We start from the raw sequence: 21,074 nt of genomic DNA, 5'->3' as shown, positions 1-21,074 counted from the left end.
GGATCAGAAATCGTAGCCCACGGTGGCGACGATGGTGCGCTCTGCTCCCCAGTAGCAGTTTCCTGTACCGTAACAGGCCGCCACATAATCCCGATCCCCAAGATTATTGGCATTCACCTGGACCCATGCGTCTTTTAACTGAGTGTTCCAGACGCCAAGGTCAGCGCGCACCGATGCGTCGAAAAGCGTAACGGAGGGCAAACGCGTGGTGTTTTCATTATCGGCCCATTGCTTACCGATATAGCGGACGCCTGCACCTGCACTGATACCATAATCAAACTGATAATGTCCCCATAATGACGCAGTCTGATTAGGAGTAACGTAAGGCGTATGACCTTCATTGCCATCAGTCGTATCTTCAAAGCGTACGCGTGTAAGCGAGTAACCAGCGATAGTGCTTAACCGGGAGGTAATTTGATTATGCGCTTCCAGTTCCAGCCCGCGAGAACGGACTTTACCGGCAGGCTCATAAAAGTTGGTATTCACGATGCGGTTGCCAACGTCTTTCTGTGCCAGATCGTAAATCGCTACAGAGTAGAAATCATCGGTGCCCACTGGCTGATATTTTACCCCAGCTTCATACTGCTGCGCAGTGGTGGGTTTTAATAGCTCGCCGTTCGGGTCGGGCAGACTGGAAGGCGTAATAGCCTGGCTGTAGCTTATGTAAGGAGAGACTCCGTTATCAAAGGCGTAGAGCAGTGAAGCCCGCCCACTGATATGATCGTCCGAACGCCGCATGCTGCTTTCAGTTGAATCATTAACGCTTTTGGCGACGAGACGGTCATAGCGTCCTCCAACGGTAAGATGCCAGTTGTTCCACTGCATCTCATCCTGCAAATAAACCCCAGTTTGTCGGTAGCGGCGTGTTTGATCGCTAGCGCTACTCAGACCGCGCAGGCGGACTTCACCCGGAGCGGGCTGAGGATTATATGCAGACTGCCAAAGGATCAGGTTGCCTTCGCCGGTCACAGCATTGATCGGGTCGACAAAGGCGCTGGCGTTCCAGAGGCTGTTACGATACTGCTGATAATCCGTGCCGACCACCAGAATATGCGAAAGTTCCCCCGTATCGAAATCTGCTTCCAGCTGGTTATCAATGGCATAAGCGTCGAGCGAGGAACGCTCGCCGGAGTAATAGCGATCCAGTAAATCGGAGTTACCACGCCAACCAATCTGGTAGACCTGATCGAGTTCACTGTTAGAGTGACTGTAACTGGCATTGGAGCGAAAAGCCCATGTTTCATTAAAGCGGTGTGAGAAGGCGTAGCTGTAAATCTGTTCGCGACGTTTGTATTGATCAAGCGCGCTTTCGCCATCATAAAACCCGTTGCTTAGCTTACGCCCATTATGTTCCGTAATGCTTCCTTCTCCGGGCACAGAGCCGTGATAACCCCCGGAAGGATCTTTTTGCAGATAGGCGCGTAACAATAATGAAGTATCCTCATCTGGCTGCCAAAGCAAAGAAGGGGAAATTGCGTAGCGCTCCTCCCTGGTATGATCGTATTGAGTATCGCTATTACGTGTAATACCGGTTAAACGAAAAGCCCACTGATCGGTTAAGGCGTTGGTGTAATCGAACGCAGCGCCCGTCGTGGCATTATTACCAGCGATAGCACGGAAATGTCCCTGTTCAGCAAATTGCGGACGCTTTGACGTCATCATTACCAGTCCACCGGGTACGGTCTGGCCATAAAGCGCGGAAGAAGGTCCTTTGATGATATCTATACGTTCCAGAAACCATGGGTCTACCTGAAGGGAGTTGTAGCTGCCGCCGTCACTCATCAGACGTAAACCATCAAGGAAAGTATTATCCACGTCTCCACCGTGAAAGCCCCGCAGGGAGATAGTATCGTAACGGCTGGCCGCACCAGCAAAATTTGTGAATACACCTGGCGTATAATTCAGCGCCTGGTTGACGTTCATGGCACCCTGATCTTCAATTTGTTGCCGGGTAACTACGGAAACGGACTGTCCGGTCGTGATTAGTGGCTGGTCCGTCTTGGTCGCGCCTTTACTGGTTTTGGCGGTATAGCCTTTAGTCGGGCTGGTGGCGGTTTCCGCAGGTTGAGCGGTCACCACCAGGGTCTCGGCTGCATAAACAGCCAGGGGGGCAGAGAGTGCGATGGAGCAAAACAGAACAGAACGCTTCAGGGTGAAAGGCATTCTCATTGTCGATTCCCTTACAAATTAATCTAATTATGATCCGTTGCGCAGAGGTAAAAAGGTAAAAGCGCGCAGGGACGGCAGCATAAGGCTAATGATAATCTCAATGAGAATTGTTATCTTTCAGGAAAAAATTAGCAAGCAGTCTGTAACATTTTAAGCGTAACGCTATGCCGGAACGGGAGAGAGCAGGGGAGAAAACCCGGCGAAAGGCTCGCCGGGCAGGGGAAGTTATTGAGTTTTTGTGATGTCGCTGACGTTATTACAGACCACATTTTTCGGGCAGTAGAGATCCATCAGCTTAAGCGTGACGCCATTGGTCCAGCCAAAGCCATCCTGAAGCGGGTACTCACCGCCACCACCGCCGCCTAAATCTTTACCCTCCACCACATATTTCTCAACCAGCTTGCGCTCCTTATCATAAGTAGCCTGCACGTTTTGCAAGAAGCGAATACCGATATCTTTTGCGAGCGCCTGTTCACCGTAATTATTCAGTCCCTCAACGGCCGCCCACTGAAGCGGCGCCCAGCCGTTTGGCGCATCCCATTGCTGGCCGGTGTTCTCAGTAGTGGTAGCCAGGCCGCCCTCTTTCAGCAGATTAGCCCGGACGGCTGCCGCGGTTTTATCCGCTTTATCGTCAGTGGCCGCCTGCAAATAGAGTGGGAACAGCGCAGCGGCGGTCAGCTGTGGATGGACTTTGGCCGTTTTCCAGTCGTAATCGGCGTACCAGCCATCTTTCTCATTCCAGAGATAACGGTTGATCGCATCCTGATGGGTTTTTGCGACCTTCACGAAGTGCTGACTCGCCTCTTTATTACCCGCAACGTCATTGGCATGCGCCAGCGTTTTTTCCAGGTGGAAAATCAAAGCATTAAGATCAACGGCCGCGATGCTGGTGGTGCGGACAGAGGAGAGATCGCCCTGCCTGGTAAACCAGCGTGAGCTGAAGTCCCATCCCGACGCAGCCCCGGCGCGTAAGTCACGGTAGAGCTGTGCTTTTTTATCATCGCTGGTGTTTTTCGCCGTTGCTATATCATCCATATAGGATTCGGTTCTGGGCACGTCGCGGGCATCCCAGTAGCGGTTCAGCAGCGTGCCATCCTTCAGCTTCACAATACGTTTACTGGCTTCGCCAGGCTTAACGCTTTGCGCATCAGCCATCCAGTAATCGTATTCTTTCTGCAGCTGGGGCAGGTATTTAGCGTAAGTTTCCTCACCTTTGTGCTTCGCCAGCAGATCGACCATCAGGCTGAAGAAAGGGGGCTGGGAGCGGCTAAGGTAGTAACTCCGGTTTCCGTTAGGGATATGTCCATATTTGTCCAGGATATAAGCGAAGTTATCGACCATATCCTCCACGAGCTTCCAGTGACCACTCTCGGCAAGGCCGAGCATCGTGAAATAGGTGTCCCAGTAATAGACTTCCCTGAACCGTCCTCCCGGCACCACGTAGGGTTTCGGCAGCGACAGCAGGGAATCCCAGCGTCCCGCCTTATTCGTGGTGCGCGTCAGTACTGGCCAGAGACCATTAATGTGCTCACGCAGGCTCTGACCGGCAGGCGGAATATAGGTTTCCCTCTCGGCTGGCAGCGTGAAATTAGCGTTAACAAAGCGGCGCAGATCGAAGTTACTTTGCTTCCTTTGCATCTGCCAGTCGGCAAGAATTGAAGTGGGGTTGCTTTTGGGAACCGCGTCCGCAAACGTTTTCTGATCCGGGAACAGTTTTGCCGACTGCACGGCATGGAAAAGCGGGCCCAGCAGGACATCGGGCGGCTGCGGCGCTTCGCTTAACATATGCTGCTGGCTGTCGGTTTGCTTCGCATAACTTGTTTGCACCAGCGCGGCAGAAACCAGCAGTGGCAATACCAGCAAGGCTTTCCAGTGACGTTTTTCAACTCGTTGCATTGGTTATTCTCCATGTCCAGACCAGACCCGATCTGTAAGCTATTGACCCTCAAACAAACTTTAGACGAATATTCTGAGATAGCGCGTGGGCAGAACGTGAAATGTGAAGCGGCTGGAGTTTTTACTGGGAAAGCGCAGCGGCAGAAATTAGCGCGATGATACAGGCGCAGGAGTGGATTTTGATGAGTTAACCGGGGTTGCAGGAGAGAAAAGCGCAGCCCTCTTGCATTTAAAAAAGCATGTTAATTGAGAGGGCACAGAGTTATTGCTGACCCAATGCCCGGCGATGTCGTGCTTTATGGCCTGCCGTTATAGCCATCCCAGTAAGTTGCGGCGGCGCCCTCCAGCAAAATCTCGCTCCGTTTCTCTGGCCGGTCGGCCTCATATTGATGATTGATAATCTGGCTTTTCTGTTGGCCGGGCGCGAAGGGGGTATCGTCAGAAACAGCACCCTGGCGATCCCGGTTAAAGCTGGCAACCCGCTGTTGCGCCTGGCGCTGCGTTAACCCGGCTGCCCGGTCTTTTTTCCCCATCTCATAAAACTGACTGAGAAACTGGCCCATCAGCCGGGCGTTATCTGCAACCAGTGGGCGAGTATTGGGATCGAAATGCGTCTGGGCTAACCGAAAGGCCGTATGGCGGGCATTTCTGTCCACGCTGTTCTGTGGTCCGGCACAGGCGGAGAGGAGCAGGGCTGCAAACATAGCAGGGAGGAGAGTCTTGAGTGGCATTCTGGCTATTTCCTTATATTGAGTTCCACTGTAAAAAACGGTTCTTTATATCTGACGTCATCTTTTAAGCGATCGTTGTCCTTTTGCATACGATAGCCTGGTGGCAGGCATTATCTGCCTGTTGGCCCTGCCATTACCATATTTATCAATGCGATATTTTTAAAAAAAGAGTGAAAGCCTGACCTGAAAGCGCGAAAACGCTGGCGTGAGCGTCGGTGAAAATGCTATTTAATTACAACATACTAATAACTGTGGCTTCATCTCCGCCTCATCCTGAGGCGCTAAACATCGCTCAGCAGCAGAAGGGCGTCGCTGTTCAGTTGGGCGATGCTTAACGCGATGCATATAGCATAATAAAAGCCCACACCAGAGCGTGGGCTTTGTCTGCCGTACGGCCAGCGCGTTGAGTATTAACCTGCTTTATTCTCCGGCAGGGTGATTCCGCTGCTGACCCGCAATCCTGCTTCATCAAAAACCATACACTGGTGAGGATAAAAAGCGGGTCTCAGCGTCTGATAAGGGCGGAAGTGAACGTCGCCGGGCAGCAGCATTTTAAAGCCGTCGTGACCATAGCACTGGCCAAAAAGAAAGGTGTTATTGCCCAGCCGTTCGACGACTTCGCAGTGGAAATCCAGCTGAAGCGGCGCATCAGTGTTTACCTGCAGATGTTCAGGACGTATCCCCAGCGTTACCGGAGCGTCAGGGGTGAGCATCATCAATGGCGCGGGAAGGGTAAAGCTATATTCACCTTCGTTGACGCTGACCACCAACGCCGCAGGGTTGCAGCTTTCCACCCGTGCTGGCAGGAAATTCATTTTCGGCGAACCGATAAAACCAGCGACAAAGCGGTTAACCGGGTTGTAATAGAGTTCCATTGGCGAACCAACCTGTTCGACCTTGCCGTAATTCATTACCACGATTTTATCCGCCAGCGTCATCGCTTCGACCTGATCGTGCGTCACATACACCATGGTTGTTTTCAGCTCCTGATGCAGCCTGGCGATATGCAGCCGCATATCAACGCGCAGTTCAGCATCAAGGTTGGAAAGCGGTTCATCAAACATAAATACGCGGGGATTACGCACGATGGCGCGGCCAATCGCCACGCGCTGGCGTTGACCGCCAGAGAGCTGTCTGGGTTTACGATCCAGCAGGTGCGACAGCTGCAGCGTTTTTGATACCATCTCTACCTGATGACGGATCTCCGCTTTCGGTACACCATTCACCTTCAGGCCATAGCCCATGTTTTCCGCCACGGTCATATGCGGATAGAGGGCATAAGACTGGAATACCATCGCCACGCCGCGGTGGGCAGGGGCGACATCGTTCATCACCTCATCCCCAATCAGAATTTCGCCGCCGCTGACCTCTTCAAGGCCGGCGATAAGCCGTAACAGCGTCGATTTTCCGCAGCCGGAAGGACCGACAAATACGGCGAACTCACCATCCTCAATATCCAGCTGAACATTTTTCAGCGTTTCCGTTTTGCCAAAGTATTTGGCGACGTTTCTCAGTCTGATGCTGGACATGCTAATCCTTATCCAAAAAGGAGCGTTGCCGCGTTGCTTGTATTACGTATAACAAGCTTTGAGGCGCCTGTGGTTGCTGATTCTGATGAGGTGACTATAACGCTGCCCGGAAACAGGCCCTACGGACTGTTTTCATTTTTGTAATACGGATCACATATCGGAAATTCTGGGGTGGAGGGGTTGCCCGCTTACGCGTAGCTTATGCTCTCAGCACGCGGTGGCAGACGTCGGACTGACGGTTTTTCCTGCTGCTGTTATGGCGCGGCACGTCGGAGTACCGCGTCAGTAAAATTAAAAATGTTATACCTTCACATGGGGTCAGCAATGAAAATCAGAACGACCGTCACGCTGCTTCTGTCAGCGTTAGCGCTGAGTCAGATAGCGCAGGCCGCACAGCAACTTACCGTCTGGGAAGATATTAAAAAATCGGACGGGATCAAAACCGCCGTTGCCGATTTCCAGAAGCAGTACAACGTCGAGGTGAAAGTGCAGGAGATGCCTTTCGCCCAGCAGATTGAGAAACTGCGCCTGGACGGTCCCGCCGGTATCGGGCCTGATGTGCTGGTTATTCCTAACGATCAGCTTGGCAGTTCTATTATTCAGGGACTGCTGAGCCCGATCTCCCTGAGCCCTGAGCAGCAGGCCGCCTATACGCCTTCAGCCATGACCGCTTTTACTCAGGAAAAGGTGGTCTACGGTGTGCCTAAAGCCGTGGAAACGCTCGTGCTGATTTACAACAAAGATTTGCTGCCCGCACCGCTGAAAACCCTTGATGACTACCGCGCATTCTCTGCGAAACAGCGGGCGGCGAAGCAGTATGGTCTGCTGGCGAAATTCGATCAGCTTTACTACAGCTGGGGCGTTATCGCACCGATGGGCGGCTACATCTTTGCGAAAAATGACCAGGACGCGCTGAATGTGAACGATGTGGGCCTCAACACGCCCGGAAGCGTAGAGGCCGTTACTTACCTGAAAAGCTTCTTCACCGAAGATTTGCTTCCCCGGGGCATACTTGGGGATAACGGCCTGAATGCGATCGACTCCCTGTTCACCGAGAAAAAAGCGGCGGCAGTGATTAACGGCCCCTGGGCGTTTCAGCCTTATCAGGCCGCCGGTATTAACTATGGCGTCGCGCCCCTGCCAGATCTGCCCAACGGCAAGCCGATGAGTTCCTTCCTGGGCGTGAAGGGGTATGTAGTGTCGACCTGGAGTAAGGATAAAGCGCTGGCGCAGCAATTTATTAACTTCATCAATCAGCCCCAGTACGTGAAAGAGCGCTATCTGAAGACTCAGGAGATCCCGCCGGTGGTTGCGCTGATGAACGATCCCATTATTAAAGATGATGAAAAAGCCAGCGCCGTAGCGTTGCAGGCCACGCGCGCATCGGCGATGCCGGGCGTCCCTGAGATGCAGGAAGTCTGGGGACCGGCCAATGCGGCGCTGGAACTTAGCGCCACCGGCAAGGCGGAACCGAAGGCCGCGCTGGATAACGCCGTCAGCCAGATCTCGATGCAAATCGAGGCAATGCAGGCCAGTAACCAGTAAGCCACTTCGCGGGATATCCCGCAATGATGAGGATCGTGGTGTGATTTTATCTCCCAGTGAAAAGCTGGCGCTGGACAAGCGTCAGCGCCGACATGCCGTTACCGGGCTGCTGTTTGGGCTAATCCCTGGCTTCGGCCAGTTCTACCATCGCCAGTGGGCCAAGGGGGCCTGTTTTTTCCTGTTGCTGAGCAGCTTTATCGGCGTGTTTCAAAACTTTCTGCACGAAGGACTGTGGGGGCTGGTGACGCTGGGTGAGGAAGTGCCGCGTGATAACTCTATCTTCCTGCTGGCAGAGGGCATTCTCAGCGTACTGATCGTCGCATTTGGAGTGACGTTATGGGGGCTTTCGCTGCGCGATGCGTGGGTGAACGGCCGCAGGCGCGACGAAGGTCAGCAGTTAAACAGCATACGTAAACAGTATCAGCTGCTGCTGCGGGAAGGGTTTCCCTATCTGATGATCACGCCTGGCTTTGTTCTGCTGGTTTTTGTGGTGGTGTTTCCTATCTTGTTTGGCTTCGCCATCGCTTTTACCAACTATAACCTCTACCACACGCCGCCGGCGAAGCTGGTGGACTGGGTCGGCTTCAAGAATTTTATCAATATTTTCACCCTGTCGATCTGGCGCTCCACCTTTTTTGACGTGCTGCAGTGGACGGTAGTCTGGACGCTGCTGGCCACCACCTTGCAGTGTACGGTTGGCGTCATGCTGGCGATCCTGGTCAATCAGAAGGACCTGCGTTTTAAGCCCCTGATCCGCACTATCTTTATTCTGCCGTGGGCGGTGCCGGGGTTTGTCACCATTCTGGTTTTTGCCGGGATGTTTAACGACAGCTTCGGCGTGATTAATAACGCTATTCTCAGCTTCTTTGGCATTGAACCGATCGCCTGGATGACCGATCCGTTCTGGAGCAAAACCGCGCTGATACTGATGCAAACCTGGCTGGGCTTTCCCTTTGTGTTTGCCATGACCACCGGCGTGTTGCAGGCGATCCCTGACGATCTCTATGAGGCGGCGATCATGGACGGCGCCAGCGCATGGACGAGGCTGAAAACTATTACCTTGCCGCTGGTGCTCTACGCCATCGCACCCATCATCATCACGCAATACACCTTTAACTTTAATAACTTCAACATTATTTATCTGTTTAACAATGGCGGACCGGCGGTAGCGGGTTCCAATGCAGGCGGCACCGATATTCTGGTCTCCTGGATCTATAAATTAACCATGTCTTCATCGCAATATGCTATAGCCGCCACCATCACCATCCTGCTGTCGATCTTCGTGGTCGGGCTGGCGCTCTGGCAGTTCCGCGCGACGAAATCGTTTAAGCAAGATGAGATGGCATAAGGAAGCGAACATGGCAAAGTCTGTCAGCATTAAACGGGAAAAGTGGCTACGTCTGACCCTCACCTGGCTGGTGGTGTTAGCGGTGTCGACGATCATTATCTATCCACTGGTGTGGACGGTCGGAGCGTCGCTGAATGCCGGTAACAGCCTGCTCAGCAGCGCAATTATCCCTGAGAATCTCTCATTCCAGCATTACCAGAATCTGTTTAACGGCACGGTGCCATACCTCACCTGGTACTGGAACTCGATGAAAATCAGCTTTCTGACCATGCTGTTAACCTTAATCAGCGTAAGCTGTACGGCCTACACCTTTTCGCGTTTTCGCTTCAAGGGACGGCAAAACGGCCTGATGCTTTTTCTGCTCTTACAGATGATCCCGCAGTTTTCCGCGCTGATTGCCATTTTTGTGCTGTCGCAGCTACTGGGGCTGATCAACAGCCATCTGGCGCTGGTGCTGATTTATGTCGGCGGCATGATCCCGATGAATACCTATCTGATGAAGGGTTATCTTGACGCCATTCCGCGCGATCTGGATGAGTCGGCGCGGATGGACGGCGCGGGTAATTTCCGCATCTTTATCGAGATTATTATGCCGCTCTCGAAGCCCATTCTGGCGGTGGTAGCGCTGTTCTCTTTTACCGGCCCGCTCGGCGATTTTATTCTCTCCAGCACCATACTGCGTACCCCCGAGCAGTTCACGCTGCCGATTGGGCTTTATAACCTCGTGGCGCAGAAAATGGGAGCCAGCTACACCACCTATGCAGCGGGCGCGGTACTGATTGCCGTACCGGTCGCCATACTTTACCTGGCCTTGCAGAAATACTTTGTTTCAGGCCTGACCTCGGGCAGTACTAAAGGATAAAACATGCGAATCACACCTCTGTTTATTGCCCTGGCGCTGACCTGGGCAACGCCTCTGCTCGCGGCAAATACTGCGGCGGACCCGCAGCATGCCGGTTTTGTGAAGGGCGCTGATATCTCAACCCTGGCGGAGCTGGAGAAGCAGGGCGGGAAATTTTATAACGTGAACAATCAGTTGCAGGACCCAATTGCCATCCTGAAGGCGAACGGCATCAACACTATCCGCCTGCGGCTGTGGGTCGATCCCAGAGACGGCAGCGGCAACGCCTACGGCGGCGGCACTAACGATCTGGACACCACGCTGGCGCTGGCAAAACGGGCGAAAGCGCAGGGCATGCAGCTGCTGCTGGATTTCCAATACAGCGATTTCTGGACCGATCCCGGCAAGCAGTTTAAGCCGAAAGCCTGGGAGAACCTCAGCTTTCCCCAGCTGGAAAAGCAGGTTCATGACTATACCCGTGACGTTATCGCGCGTTTCAAGCGGGAGGGCGTACTGCCGGAAATTGTTCAGATTGGTAACGAGCTGAATGGCGGCATGCTCTGGCCGGATGGCAAAAGCTGGGGGCAAAACGGCGGCGAGTTCGATCGGCTGGCGGCGCTGCTGAAGGCGGCTATCGGTGGACTGCGGGAAAACCTCAGCGACCCCGCTGAGGTAAAGACCATGCTGCATCTGGCGGAGGGCACCAAAAATGAAATGTTCCGCTGGTGGTTCGATGAAATCACCAAGCGGCAGGTGCCGTTCGATGTGATAGGCCTGTCGATGTACACCTACTGGAATGGACCGATCGCGGCCCTGAAAGCCAATATGGATGATATCAGCCAGCGCTATCAGAAGGACGTGATGGTGGTGGAAGCGGCCTATGGCTACACCCTGGAAAACTGCGACAGCGCGGAGAACAGCTTCCAGGCAAAAGAAGAGAAGGATGGTGGCTATCCCGCCACCGTCGCCGGACAGACGGCCTATCTGCGAGAGCTGATGCAGGCGATCCGCTCGGTGCCGGAAGGGCGCGGTAAAGGGCTGGTCTACTGGGAGCCCACCTGGATTGCGGTGCCGGGTAATACCTGGGCAACGCCTGCCGGCATGAAGTATATCCACGACGAGTGGAAACAGGGTAACGCCCGCGAGAACCAGGCACTTTTTGACTGCAAAGGGAAAGTGTTGCCGTCAATTCAGGTATTCCATTAACACATTAGCGTTAGGGCTGATGTTTATGACAGTTCTGAGGATCAGATATGAGTAAATTTCCACCGCTGAGTGCCAGAGTGAACGCGTTACTGCATGGCGCGGATTACAACCCGGAACAGTGGGAAAAAACGCCGGAGATCGTTGAAGAAGATATGGCAATGATGAAGCAGGCGCACTGCAACGTCATGTCGGTCGGGATTTTCAGCTGGGCAAAACTGGAGCCCAGTGAGGGAAACTACGATTTCGGCTGGCTGGACCAGATCCTGGCGAAGCTGCACCAGAACAATATTGCCGTTTTTCTTGCCACACCGAGCGGCGCGCGGCCGGCATGGATGTCGCAAAAATATCCGGAAGTCCTGCGCGTGGGGCGCGACCGCGTGCCGGCGCTGCACGGCGGGCGGCATAATCACTGTATGACTTCTCCGGTTTACCGGCAGAAAGTGCAGGCGATGAATACGCAGCTGGCGGCGCGCTATGCGCACCATCCGGCGGTGATTGGCTGGCACATCTCAAATGAATATGGGGGCGAATGCCACTGTGAACGCTGTCAGAGCGCCTTCCGTGACTGGCTGCAACGGCGCTACGAGACGCTCGATAACCTGAATCATGCCTGGTGGAGTGATTTCTGGAGCCACACCTACAGCGACTGGTCGCAGGTTGTCTCTCCTGCGCCCCAGGGCGAGCTCTCCATCCATGGTCTCAACCTCGACTGGCGACGCTTTATGACCGACCAAGTGACGGATTTTTGTGCCCAGGAGATTAAGCCGCTGAAGGCGGCCAATCCGGGTCTGCCCGCCACCACCAATTTTATGGAGTATTTTTACGACTACGACTACTGGAAACTGTCGCAGCCGCTTGATTTTATCTCCTGGGATAGCTATCCGATGTGGCACAGCGAGAAGGATGAAACCACGCTGGCCTGCTACACCGCCATGTATCACGATCTGATGCGCACGCTGAAGCAGGGCCAGCCGTTTGTACTGATGGAGTCGACGCCGAGCGCCACTAACTGGCAGCCTACCAGTAAGCTGAAAAAGCCGGGCATGCATATTCTGTCATCCTTGCAGGCGGTGGCACACGGTGCGGATTCCGTGCAGTACTTCCAGTGGCGGAAAAGCCGGGGTTCCGTCGAGAAATTTCACGGCGCAATCGTCGATCACGTCGGGCATCTGGATACGCGTGTCGGACGCGAGGTCAGCGAGCTGGGGCGCATGCTGGCGGCGATGAACCCGGTGCAGGGAAGCCGCGTGGAAGCAAAAGTGGCGATTATCTTCGACTGGGAGAGCCGCTGGGCGATGGATAATGCCCAGGGTCCCCGTAACCTCGGCCTCCATTATGAAAGTACGGTGGCTGGACACTATCGTACCTTCTGGGAGCAGGGCGTGGCGGTCGATGTGATTAACGCCGATGCCGACCTCAGCGGCTATTCGCTGGTCATTGCGCCGATGCTCTATATGGTGCGGGACGGATTTGCCGGACGTGCTCAACAGTTTGTTGAGCGGGGTGGAAACTTTGTTGCCAGTTACTGGACAGGGATCGTGAATGAAAGCGATCTCTGCCATCTCGGGGGATTCCCCGGGCCGCTGCGCCCGCTTCTCGGTATCTGGGCGGAAGAGATTGACAGCCTGGCGGAGGATGAATTTAACGCCATCCGCGGCGTCAGCGGGAATTCGCTCGGCCTGAGCGGTCCGTATCAGGTACGCGAACTGTGCGAACATATCCATCTGGAAGGTGCGGTTTCACTTGCCAGCTATCAGTCAGATTTTTATGCCGGTAAGCCTGCGGTGACGGTGAATGAAGTGGGGAACGGCAGGGCCTGGTATATCGCCTCGCGTAACGATCACGCCTTCCATCGCGATTTTTACGGTTCACTGATCGTAAGGCTGGGACTGCCAAGGGCGCTGGCGGTGGATTTCCCTCCTGGCGTGACTGCACATCGTCGTACCGATGGCGAACAGTCTTTTATTTTCATTCAGAACTTCAGCGCGTCTGCGCAAAGTCTCTCTCTGCCCGGAGAGATGCGCGATCTGATTGATGACGAGCCGGTAAGCGGATCGCTGACGCTGGCGCCGTGGGGCTGTCGGGTTTTACGCGCTCCCCTGTAAGGATGCATTTCACTGAACGGCGGCAGCAATGCCGCCTACGGAGAGAATAATGGTCAGTCTTAAATCGTTCAAAAACTACTTCAGCCGCCAGCCCCTTCCCCCTGCCAGCGCGCCGGTAGATACGGCATTGCTGGACCAGCTGCTGCACTGCTTCGGCGGGCGGGATAATATCGAGCAGGTGGATGCCTGTATGACGCGCCTGCGGGTGAGTGTGAAATCGCTGGCCGCCGTTGATGCGGCAGGACTACAGCAGGCGGGCGCAATTGGCGTGGTGATTCTGGGCCATGAGGTACATGCTATTTTTGGTACGCAGTCCGATCGTCTGCGGCAGCTGCTGGAAGCCCGCTTTTTTCAGGGAGCATAACGTCGGGTAGAAATGTAGTAACGCCTCCTTCTGGACGCCAGTCCGGGCGGGGGCGGAAAGGGCTGCGGAATGCCAGCGTTCGCGTCACCAAGTTAAAACCCTCTGTAGATTCTGCCTCAATTTTCTTCACTGTAACGCTATCAGCTATCAGCTATCAGCTATCAGCTATCAGCTATCAGGCAGGATAACCGCTCCCGGTTATCCTGCCTCAGTACATGCAGCCTTCACAGGATGAATGAGTGCGCCCGCCTTACCACCAGGCTTCGACCTGCACGCCGAAGTTCCAGGTATTATCGGCGGTGCCGTCCTGAAAACTGTTGCCCTGTTCGGAGTCATTCAGGTAGGAGGCAAACACGCGCAGTTCCGGCCGTGACATAAATTCCGGCCCCGCCGCCAGCCCCAGCGCGAGCGTATATTTCTGTCCTGCCTGCTTGTAGTCGCTGCCGTCGCGGTTTTTATCCTTCTGCCAGAATCCGCCCGCCTCGCCGATACCCCGGACATAGTCGGTAAACTGATACTGCGCACGTCCAACCAGCGACAGCAGCGTGCTTTCATCGGTAAACGCGGTCACCTTATCCGCCGAACCCCAGGTAAAGACCTGGTTAATGGAGAACTTGTCCGTCACCGGCAGCAGACCGGTATTGATCACGCGATAGCCTTTCGCGTCGCTGGTATCGTTCCACATATCGTACCAGCCGCCCCCCTGCGAGATCATATTCTGCGCCAGGCCTTTATCGGCATACTGCACCACCAGCTTCTGGTAGCCGCCCCAGATATCCTGGCTGATTTCACCGGTGAGCATCACGCCATTATCGGCGTCATACAATCCGCCATACTCTTTCTGCTTTTTGGTGGTATTCGGCATGGCGTAATCAACGCCGAACTCTGTCCATGCGCCATTCCAGGGCTTCCAGCCGGCGTAGCGGAGATCGATATAGTTAATGTTAACGTCATTGTCGCCGTCAAGGCGATAGTCGACATCATTGGCGTCGCCCCGCAGCCAGGCGACAGAGATAGCGCCCGGGCCAAGGGTATAGTTTTCAATACCGGCGCCGGAGCCAGATATATTCCAGTATTTGGTATCAATAATGTGCAGGTCGTGGCGCTGGTAGTAACGTTTCCCGCCCCAGATTACGGCGTTTTTGTCGCCGGGGATCAGGCCTTTGATCTGGAGGTTAAGCTGCCTCAGACCAAACTGCGCATCGTCACCAAAGGTCGTTTCGTTATCATTGGAACCATCAGAGAACATGCTGACCATAGTATCGACATAAAAGCTGACGTCGTCCTTTTGATAAACCTCGCTGCCCAGCTCAATTTCGCCGTAGGTATCGCCTTCATTTCCCAGACGGCCGAGTTTGTTTTTTTGCCACTCTTCAATGCCGCCATCCTGTGATACGCCTACGCCACCACGCAGATAACCGTGAAAGTCGAGGTTATCGATAGCAGCATAGAGGCCAGGAGAAGTCAGCGCGGCGGCGAGCGCCACGGCGATAGTACAACGTCTTGTGTTCATGTTTCCCTCTTGTTATTTGTAATACGTTCACATAATGCCGCTAGTTAACGCCTGGAAGGGAATTGCAGGCAATCTCCTGGTGAAAATTGTGTGAGTTAGTGCAACAATTTGTCGCGAAAAAGTAATGAAGAGTGAGCCCGATCACCGGGTATGTATGTTATACGTCATACTTATTGGCCTGACGTCACAAGTTGAGCGGGTAAACTAGGCCCGCAGAAGGGGGGCTGATATAATTCCCTTCGTCATCAGTCAGAGAACCAAGAGATGAAAGTGAAAAGTGCTACCTTAGAGGACGTTGCACGTTCTGCCGGGGTCTCATACCAGACGGTTTCACGCGTCCTAAATAAATCCGCAAACGTTTCAGAAACGACGCGCCGCAAAGTTGAAGAGGCTATTGAGACGCTGCGCTATGTGCCTAACCGGATGGCGCAGCAGCTGGTCGGCAAGCACATTACGACGCTGGGCCTGGTCACCACATCACTGGCGCTACACGCGCCATCACAGGTCGCCGCCGCGGTGAAGCGCTATGCCAGCGAGGCGGGCTATCAGGTCCTGATTGCGATGCTGGATGAGAACGTCGGACAAAGCCTGCAGGACGCGATCAATGAGTTAAAATCGCAGCGGGTGGATAAGGTCATTATCAACGCGCCGATGGAGACGGCTGACGCTGAGCGTATCGCTGAAGATAACCGCGATATTATTTGCCTGTTCCTTGACGTTGATCCTTACAGCTCGGTATTCAACGTCTCCTTTAATCCCGCAGACGGAACCCGCGCCAGTGTCAAATACCTTTACGAACAGGGACACCGGCAGTTTGCTTTACTGGCCGGTCCGCAGCACTCGGTCTCCGCCAATCTGCGACTGAAAAGCTGGCTGGAAACGCTGGAGCGCTATCGTCTGGAGCCGGTCAGCATTATTCACGGCAACTGGGATGCGCAGAGCGGTTATGCAGGGGCGTTACAGATGCTGCGTGAAAAGCCCGACTTTACGGCGGTGCTGGTCGGCAACGATCAGATGGCGCTGGGTGTGCTGAGCGCCTTCCATCAGAACGGCGTTGCCATACCGGGGCAGAAATCGGTGATTGGCTATGACGATACCTATGAAAGCGCCTTTTTCCATCCGGCGCTGAGTACCGTCTCGCTGGATCTTGATTTACAGGGCAAAGAGGCCGTTGAACGCCTGCTGAAGGCGGACGAGCATGATAACAGCCGCTCATCATCTATCCTGCCCGCGCGGCTGGTCGTGCGTCAATCCAGCGGCGCGGTGGAACGGCAGCAGCAGGATCTCCGGCAAATTGCGGATGAACTGCGGACCATCGCCAGCCGGCTGAGTTTGGCCCAGAAATAAGCGGTCCCGCATCCTCAATCCGTACGGCGGCTTCAATGCGTTGAGTAATTCGACCACTGCCGCCATTGAATATAAATGTCCGCCGGACGCTTATGCAGCAAAGATGCCAACCCCTGCAAGCTTTCTGCCTTTAACACTGGGTTATGGAGAAAAGGGGAGCGAGAAATGGCGATCGGTGGCAATAGCGCTGATGCCAATGGGTGAATAAAGGATCATCCTGTGAGCATCAATAAGAGATTCGCCCTGGCGAGCGCTATCTGAAAAGCGCACTTTGAGTACGCGGCTGGTGCAGGGGCAAATTTTACGCTTTGTTTGCAGCTATATAACCAAAGGGACGGGGGAATGCATAAATAACGAAATTTACTAAATAACCTTTTAACATTTTCCCTGAAAATAGTTAAACTTGCCGCCAACTATTCTCCTCCCGACAGGATTGCCTGACTTGCTGATGTTGTCTCGTCTGTCTCAACGCCGGATACCAGCCCTGGTTGCCCTGATGGCCATCCTGATGCTGTTTATCGCCCCGGAGGTGTCGAAAACTCTGGAGCACGGGCGCATGCAGTCTGACACTGACGCCACAGTCACCGCACCTGCCAGCCATGCTATGCACAGCATGGACATGGACGGCATGCACATGGCCGGGATGCCGGAGCATCATCCGATCTCCTCTCTTTCCCCTGGTGATGAGAAGGGCCAGACCGGGCGCGCTATGCCTGCGCTCAGCCTGAGCGGCAGTATGGGAATGATGGATGATTTTGCCTGTGGGTACTGTCAGCTTTTGGCGCACTTCCCGGTGCTGGCATGGATTTTAATCCCGGTAATCTCCCTGTTACTGCTGATTTCCCGTGTCTCTTCGCCGCTTTTCACCTCAGTCATTCCGCTGACCTTCTTTCCAGGTATTTCTCAACCCCGCGCGCCGCCGGTAATTTGCCATTAACCAATAAAACCTGACGGCTTATTCGGGTATCCCGAGGCGAAGCCGGAATAATTTATTATGCGCTCAGCGCAGGCTTTTATACGCCGCCATAATTCTCTGACGATGTATAAAGCTGCTGGCATTATTGTGCAGACCCACTTCACCGAAAAACCGGGAAGCCGGGCCAGTGCGGGTGCCTGCAAGCAAATATAACTGGAATGGCTATGTCATCTGTCTCTGTGAGTAATAACGCCTCCCGCGGTGCGGTGATGCACTTTTTTCGCCGTCTGCATTTCTATATCGGTCTGTTTGTCGCCCCTTTTATTTTCGTGGCGGCATTGACCGGGACGCTCTATGTTCTGACACCCCAAATCGAAGACATTCTTTATGCTGATGCCCTGACCGTCCAGCCTGATGGCACAGCGAAACCCCTGTCCGACCAAATTAGCGCGGCGCGGCTTTATGCCGGAGAGTCCGCGACAATTTATGCCGTTCGTCCTGCTCCCGGCATGCTGGATACCACCCGCGTGCAGTTTACCGACCCTGAGCTGGGCCCATCCGAGTCGCGCTCTGTTTTTATCGATCCCTATTCTTTGCAGGTAAAAGGGGATATGACGGTATACGGAACTTCTGGCGTGCTCCCGTTCAGAATGTGGCTCGATCAGCTTCACCGGGGATTGCTCCTGGGGGACATCGGACGCAATTACAGTGAACTGGCGGCTTCCTGGCTCTGGGTGGCGGCGCTGGGCGGCATCGTGCTCTGGGCAGGTACACGTCCGCGTCGTCAGCCCAAAAAAACCGGCGGGAAACTGATCGCTACCCGTTACTGGCATATGACGCTGGGGCTGGTGCTGTCGGCCGGGCTGCTGTTTTTTTCCGTCACGGGGCTGACCTGGTCGCAGTGGGCGGGCAACAATATCAATAAAATGCGCAGCGATTTTGGCTGGCTGACGCCGCAGGTGGCTACCGGGCTGAAAGCAACGGATACGCTCGTTCCCGCAGATCCTCATGCCGGACATCATGGCGCAATGATCTCCCCAGGCACGCCTGTAATAAGCAATCGTCCCAGCGCTGACTGGGATCGCGTGCTGGATGTGGCCAGATCTGCCGGTATTGATGCTGCAAAAATTGAGCTGCGTCAGCCCAAAGCGGCTGACAAAGCCTGGACGGTAACCGAGATAGACCGCAGTTGGCCTACGAATGTAGACGCCGTCTCCGTTAACCCGGACAATTTCAGCCTGGTCGACCAGGTCCACTTTGCTGATTTTCCACTGATTGCCAAACTGACGCGCTGGGGTGTCGACGCCCATATGGGCGTACTTTTTGGCCTCCCCAACCAGCTGATCCTGGCGGCATTCGGTCTGGGGTTGTGCATAATGATTGTGTTAGGGTATCGCATGTGGTGGCTTCGTCGTCCTGCTGCGGCTGAAACCAGCTCTGTCCGGACGCTGCTAAGCGCCTGGCAGCAGCTTACCCCGGCGATCAAAATCTTCACTGCTCTGCTGGCCCTGGCCCTGGGCTGTGCGCTACCGGTAATGGGGATCAGCCTGCTGGTATTCATTGCTCTGGATAGCGTGCGGAGTCATCGCCATAAACAAGGCCGGAACGAGCGGTTCACATCTGCGGATGAAAAAGAGAAATTTGCAATGAAGCGAAAACAAACCAGGCAGTTCATAACCGCCGTTACCGTTGTGCTGCTGATTGCCCTTAGCGTTATGTCTAAGGCGATGATTGGCGGGGCGATAGATGAGTACCATATACCCGTCAGTGACTGGTCAGCCAAAATGCTGGTGACTCAACTGTTTATGATCGCCGTCTATTCAATGGTGTTTACCGGTCTGCTTTCCATTCCGCTGTGGTACTGGTTTTTAGGGGAAGAGAGTAAAGAGTAAGCCTGAACCTGCGGGCGGTTTTCGCCGGGAGAAAGTCATAATGTGGAGCATTTTCATCAGCGGTTTGCGCCGATGAGATCCTGTAACGCCTCTGGTATTCCTGTGCCAGAGGCGTTTTAGTGTCTGGGACAGGCTCCGTTGTTGATGGAGCGTGCCGGGCGGAGCAACACAATAACGTTGTTGCCCCGCAGACAGGCGTTTAGAACCAGGCTTCAAACATCCCGCCCACGTTGAAGGAGTCGAGCTGCGTATCCGTGTCGGTGCCGTTAACCCGCGCGGTGCGGCTGTTATCCACATCGCCGCCGGTAACGTAAAAGCGCAGCATTGGACGGAACTCCGGCCCCATCGCAATGGTCATGTTCTGCGATAACGTCAGCTTCCAGCCGTGGTTGTCGCCGCCCGTGTCATAATCAACCCGCTGATAACCCGCTTCGAGCCAGGTTGAGTGCACATCATTCCACCAGTACATCGGTCGAACGATCGCACCGTAGTTCTTGCGGTTATCCGTGCTGTCAGCGCTGTTGTCATAATCATGGAAGGCCAGCAGATATTCGACCTGCGTCTGCTGCGTGAATTTATAAGCGCCCTCGAAGCTGGCATAAATGGTTTTCAGCTCGTCGGTTTTGTTATAGACGCTGTTATCTGAGTTATCAGAGTAGCGCGCGATCACTTTATTGACGCTGTTATCGCCCGTATGGCTTAACACCACGGCTCCCTGCCAGGCTTTGGTGCGCTCATCGCTCTCTATCGCTTTGGAGTCGAAACCATAGTTAGCGTAAATTTCAAAATCCAGCGGGCCCACTTTCATGCCGTGGATTTTTGAGGTCAGCGCGTAGTTACCTTTATCGCCGGTTCCCGATCCGCCGGTACAGGTGATGCGTGACGGGTTGGCCTCATCATCCATCACCTCCGGGCTACAGGATTCCACCGCGGCAACGGTGGCGAGGTCAAACTTCACGCCTCCGATATCAAAATCTTTAATACCAGCACCCTGACCGTCATGGTTCATCCAGAAGTAGTCATTGATACCCTGTTGTGGACGCTGGTGAAAGTCGCGGCCCGCCCAGATATAGGCGCCTGGATTTGAGGCCAGTACATTGGTCACGCCCGCATAGGCTTTCTTGAGGTTCACTTCGTCACCCCAGTGATCGATCATCACGTTCACGTCCCAGACGGCGCCGTTGTCGCTTTTAAACGCTTTGGAGAGCTGGAATTCGCCGCCGTTGCCTTCGTTGCCTAAACGACCGATAGCGGAGGCGCCATTATAGGAGCCATCCACGCCAACAAACTTCTGATCGCCGCCCTGAAACTGGGCGCCGTAGCGGGCGTAGCCGGTAAACTTCACGCCGAAGGGGATCGCCATATCGGGCGACTGCGCCGCGCTTTCCGGCTCATTGATAATGTCCGCTTTCTGGTTTAACGCCGTATCCAGTTTGGCTTGCCGCTCGGCGAGCGCCTTATCCACCGCTCTGGCGACAATGGCATCGATCTGTTCCTGAGTAAATTCTTGTGCCGCTACGGTTCCCGAGCAAAGCGAAGCCATAACCAGCATGGAGGTTGAAATTTTTTTATTTGTATTCATCGTTGTCTCAATATAGTTAATTATTTTCAGACAATAACTTTCCCACCCGGCGCAGGCGTAATAAGCCCTGCGTCCGGACAAGTTATTTTA

Annotated in this window: 14 protein-coding genes and 1 pseudogene; 9 read left to right on the top strand and 6 right to left on the bottom strand. The window is 54.2% G+C overall.

Annotated elements, in window-relative coordinates:
- Positions 1-3: 3 nt before the first annotated feature.
- The 4 genes from AAH446_RS03575 to AAH446_RS03560 all read right to left on the bottom strand — a co-directional run bounded on the left by AAH446_RS03575 (position 4) and on the right by AAH446_RS03560 (position 6,325).
- The gene (locus AAH446_RS03575; protein WP_342905338.1) at positions 4-2,169 is read right to left on the bottom strand and encodes a TonB-dependent siderophore receptor; all 2,166 of its coding nucleotides are present in this window, start codon (positions 2,167-2,169) and stop codon (positions 4-6) included.
- 225 nt (positions 2,170-2,394) lie between these two features.
- Positions 2,395-4,065 carry an alpha,alpha-trehalase TreA gene (gene treA / locus AAH446_RS03570; protein WP_342905337.1) on the bottom strand — a complete coding sequence of 557 codons (1,671 nt, stop codon included), beginning with the start codon at positions 4,063-4,065 and terminating at the stop codon, positions 2,395-2,397.
- A 296-nt stretch (positions 4,066-4,361) separates the two neighbouring features.
- Positions 4,362-4,796, bottom strand: coding sequence for an Exc2 family lipoprotein (locus tag AAH446_RS03565; protein WP_342905336.1), 435 nt, complete (start codon positions 4,794-4,796; stop codon positions 4,362-4,364).
- A 410-nt stretch (positions 4,797-5,206) separates the two neighbouring features.
- Entirely contained in the window at positions 5,207-6,325 is a 1,119-nt protein-coding gene (locus tag AAH446_RS03560; RefSeq protein ID WP_342905335.1) for an ABC transporter ATP-binding protein, read from the bottom strand.
- A gap of 324 nt (positions 6,326-6,649) precedes the next feature.
- Here AAH446_RS03560 and AAH446_RS03555 point away from each other — a divergent pair, with 324 nt between their 5' ends.
- The 6 genes and pseudogenes from AAH446_RS03555 (at position 6,650) to AAH446_RS03530 (ending at position 13,734) form a co-directional block, all read left to right on the top strand.
- Positions 6,650-7,870, top strand: coding sequence for an extracellular solute-binding protein (locus AAH446_RS03555; RefSeq protein ID WP_342905334.1), 1,221 nt, complete (start codon positions 6,650-6,652; stop codon positions 7,868-7,870).
- Positions 7,871-7,910: 40 nt separating this feature from the next.
- On the top strand, positions 7,911-9,218 hold the full coding sequence (locus AAH446_RS03550; protein WP_342905333.1) for a sugar ABC transporter permease: 1,308 nt from the start codon (positions 7,911-7,913) through the stop codon (positions 9,216-9,218).
- Positions 9,219-9,228: 10 nt separating this feature from the next.
- Positions 9,229-10,080 carry a sugar ABC transporter permease gene (locus AAH446_RS03545; protein WP_342905332.1) on the top strand — a complete coding sequence of 284 codons (852 nt, stop codon included), beginning with the start codon at positions 9,229-9,231 and terminating at the stop codon, positions 10,078-10,080.
- 90 nt (positions 10,081-10,170) lie between these two features.
- Positions 10,171-11,265, top strand: a pseudogene (locus AAH446_RS03540) (glycoside hydrolase family 53 protein); the annotation flags it as partial.
- Between the two features lie 47 nt (positions 11,266-11,312).
- Complete coding sequence (locus AAH446_RS03535; protein WP_342905330.1) at positions 11,313-13,370, top strand: beta-galactosidase; 2,058 nt, start codon at positions 11,313-11,315, stop codon at positions 13,368-13,370.
- Between the two features lie 49 nt (positions 13,371-13,419).
- On the top strand, positions 13,420-13,734 hold the full coding sequence (locus AAH446_RS03530) for a glucose PTS transporter subunit EIIB (protein WP_342905329.1): 315 nt from the start codon (positions 13,420-13,422) through the stop codon (positions 13,732-13,734).
- 250 nt (positions 13,735-13,984) lie between these two features.
- Here AAH446_RS03530 and AAH446_RS03525 read toward each other — a convergent pair whose 3' ends face one another.
- On the bottom strand, positions 13,985-15,247 hold the full coding sequence (locus tag AAH446_RS03525; RefSeq protein ID WP_342905328.1) for a maltoporin: 1,263 nt from the start codon (positions 15,245-15,247) through the stop codon (positions 13,985-13,987).
- Between the two features lie 264 nt (positions 15,248-15,511).
- Here AAH446_RS03525 and AAH446_RS03520 point away from each other — a divergent pair, with 264 nt between their 5' ends.
- From AAH446_RS03520 to AAH446_RS03510, 3 genes are all read left to right on the top strand, one after another.
- Entirely contained in the window at positions 15,512-16,594 is a 1,083-nt protein-coding gene (locus tag AAH446_RS03520; RefSeq protein ID WP_342905327.1) for a LacI family DNA-binding transcriptional regulator, read from the top strand.
- A 448-nt stretch (positions 16,595-17,042) separates the two neighbouring features.
- Positions 17,043-17,531: a DUF2946 domain-containing protein gene (locus AAH446_RS03515; protein WP_342905326.1), complete on the top strand. Its 489-nt coding sequence runs from the start codon at positions 17,043-17,045 to the stop codon at positions 17,529-17,531.
- A 203-nt stretch (positions 17,532-17,734) separates the two neighbouring features.
- Positions 17,735-19,402, top strand: coding sequence for a DUF2534 family protein (locus AAH446_RS03510; RefSeq protein ID WP_342905325.1), 1,668 nt, complete (start codon positions 17,735-17,737; stop codon positions 19,400-19,402).
- A gap of 199 nt (positions 19,403-19,601) precedes the next feature.
- Here the strand turns inward: AAH446_RS03510 and AAH446_RS03505 are convergent, their stop codons facing one another.
- Positions 19,602-20,984 (bottom strand): carbohydrate porin, encoded by a 1,383-nt coding sequence (locus AAH446_RS03505; protein WP_342905324.1) that lies wholly within the window; start codon positions 20,982-20,984, stop codon positions 19,602-19,604.
- Positions 20,985-21,074 lie beyond the last annotated feature (90 nt).

Source organism: Erwinia psychrophila (genome assembly GCF_039023475.1).
Taxonomy (GTDB): Bacteria; Pseudomonadota; Gammaproteobacteria; order Enterobacterales; family Enterobacteriaceae; genus Erwinia.
The sequence above is the reverse complement of the archived record's forward strand: the minus strand, read 5'-3'. Positions and strand labels throughout refer to the sequence as shown.

Coding starts and splice junctions, on each gene's coding strand:
- AAH446_RS03515 (WP_342905326.1), top strand. CDS start 17,043: ATGTTGTCTCGTCTGTCTCAACGCCGGATACCAGCCCTGGTTGCCCTG.
- AAH446_RS03545 (WP_342905332.1), top strand. CDS start 9,229: ATGGCAAAGTCTGTCAGCATTAAACGGGAAAAGTGGCTACGTCTGACC.
- AAH446_RS03565 (WP_342905336.1), bottom strand. CDS start 4,796: ATGCCACTCAAGACTCTCCTCCCTGCTATGTTTGCAGCCCTGCTCCTC.
- AAH446_RS03575 (WP_342905338.1), bottom strand. CDS start 2,169: ATGAGAATGCCTTTCACCCTGAAGCGTTCTGTTCTGTTTTGCTCCATC.
- AAH446_RS03560 (WP_342905335.1), bottom strand. CDS start 6,325: ATGTCCAGCATCAGACTGAGAAACGTCGCCAAATACTTTGGCAAAACG.
- AAH446_RS03525 (WP_342905328.1), bottom strand. CDS start 15,247: ATGAACACAAGACGTTGTACTATCGCCGTGGCGCTCGCCGCCGCGCTG.
- AAH446_RS03505 (WP_342905324.1), bottom strand. CDS start 20,984: ATGAATACAAATAAAAAAATTTCAACCTCCATGCTGGTTATGGCTTCG.
- AAH446_RS03530 (WP_342905329.1), top strand. CDS start 13,420: ATGGTCAGTCTTAAATCGTTCAAAAACTACTTCAGCCGCCAGCCCCTT.
- treA (WP_342905337.1), bottom strand. CDS start 4,065: ATGCAACGAGTTGAAAAACGTCACTGGAAAGCCTTGCTGGTATTGCCA.
- AAH446_RS03510 (WP_342905325.1), top strand. CDS start 17,735: ATGTCATCTGTCTCTGTGAGTAATAACGCCTCCCGCGGTGCGGTGATG.
- AAH446_RS03535 (WP_342905330.1), top strand. CDS start 11,313: ATGAGTAAATTTCCACCGCTGAGTGCCAGAGTGAACGCGTTACTGCAT.
- AAH446_RS03555 (WP_342905334.1), top strand. CDS start 6,650: ATGAAAATCAGAACGACCGTCACGCTGCTTCTGTCAGCGTTAGCGCTG.
- AAH446_RS03520 (WP_342905327.1), top strand. CDS start 15,512: ATGAAAGTGAAAAGTGCTACCTTAGAGGACGTTGCACGTTCTGCCGGG.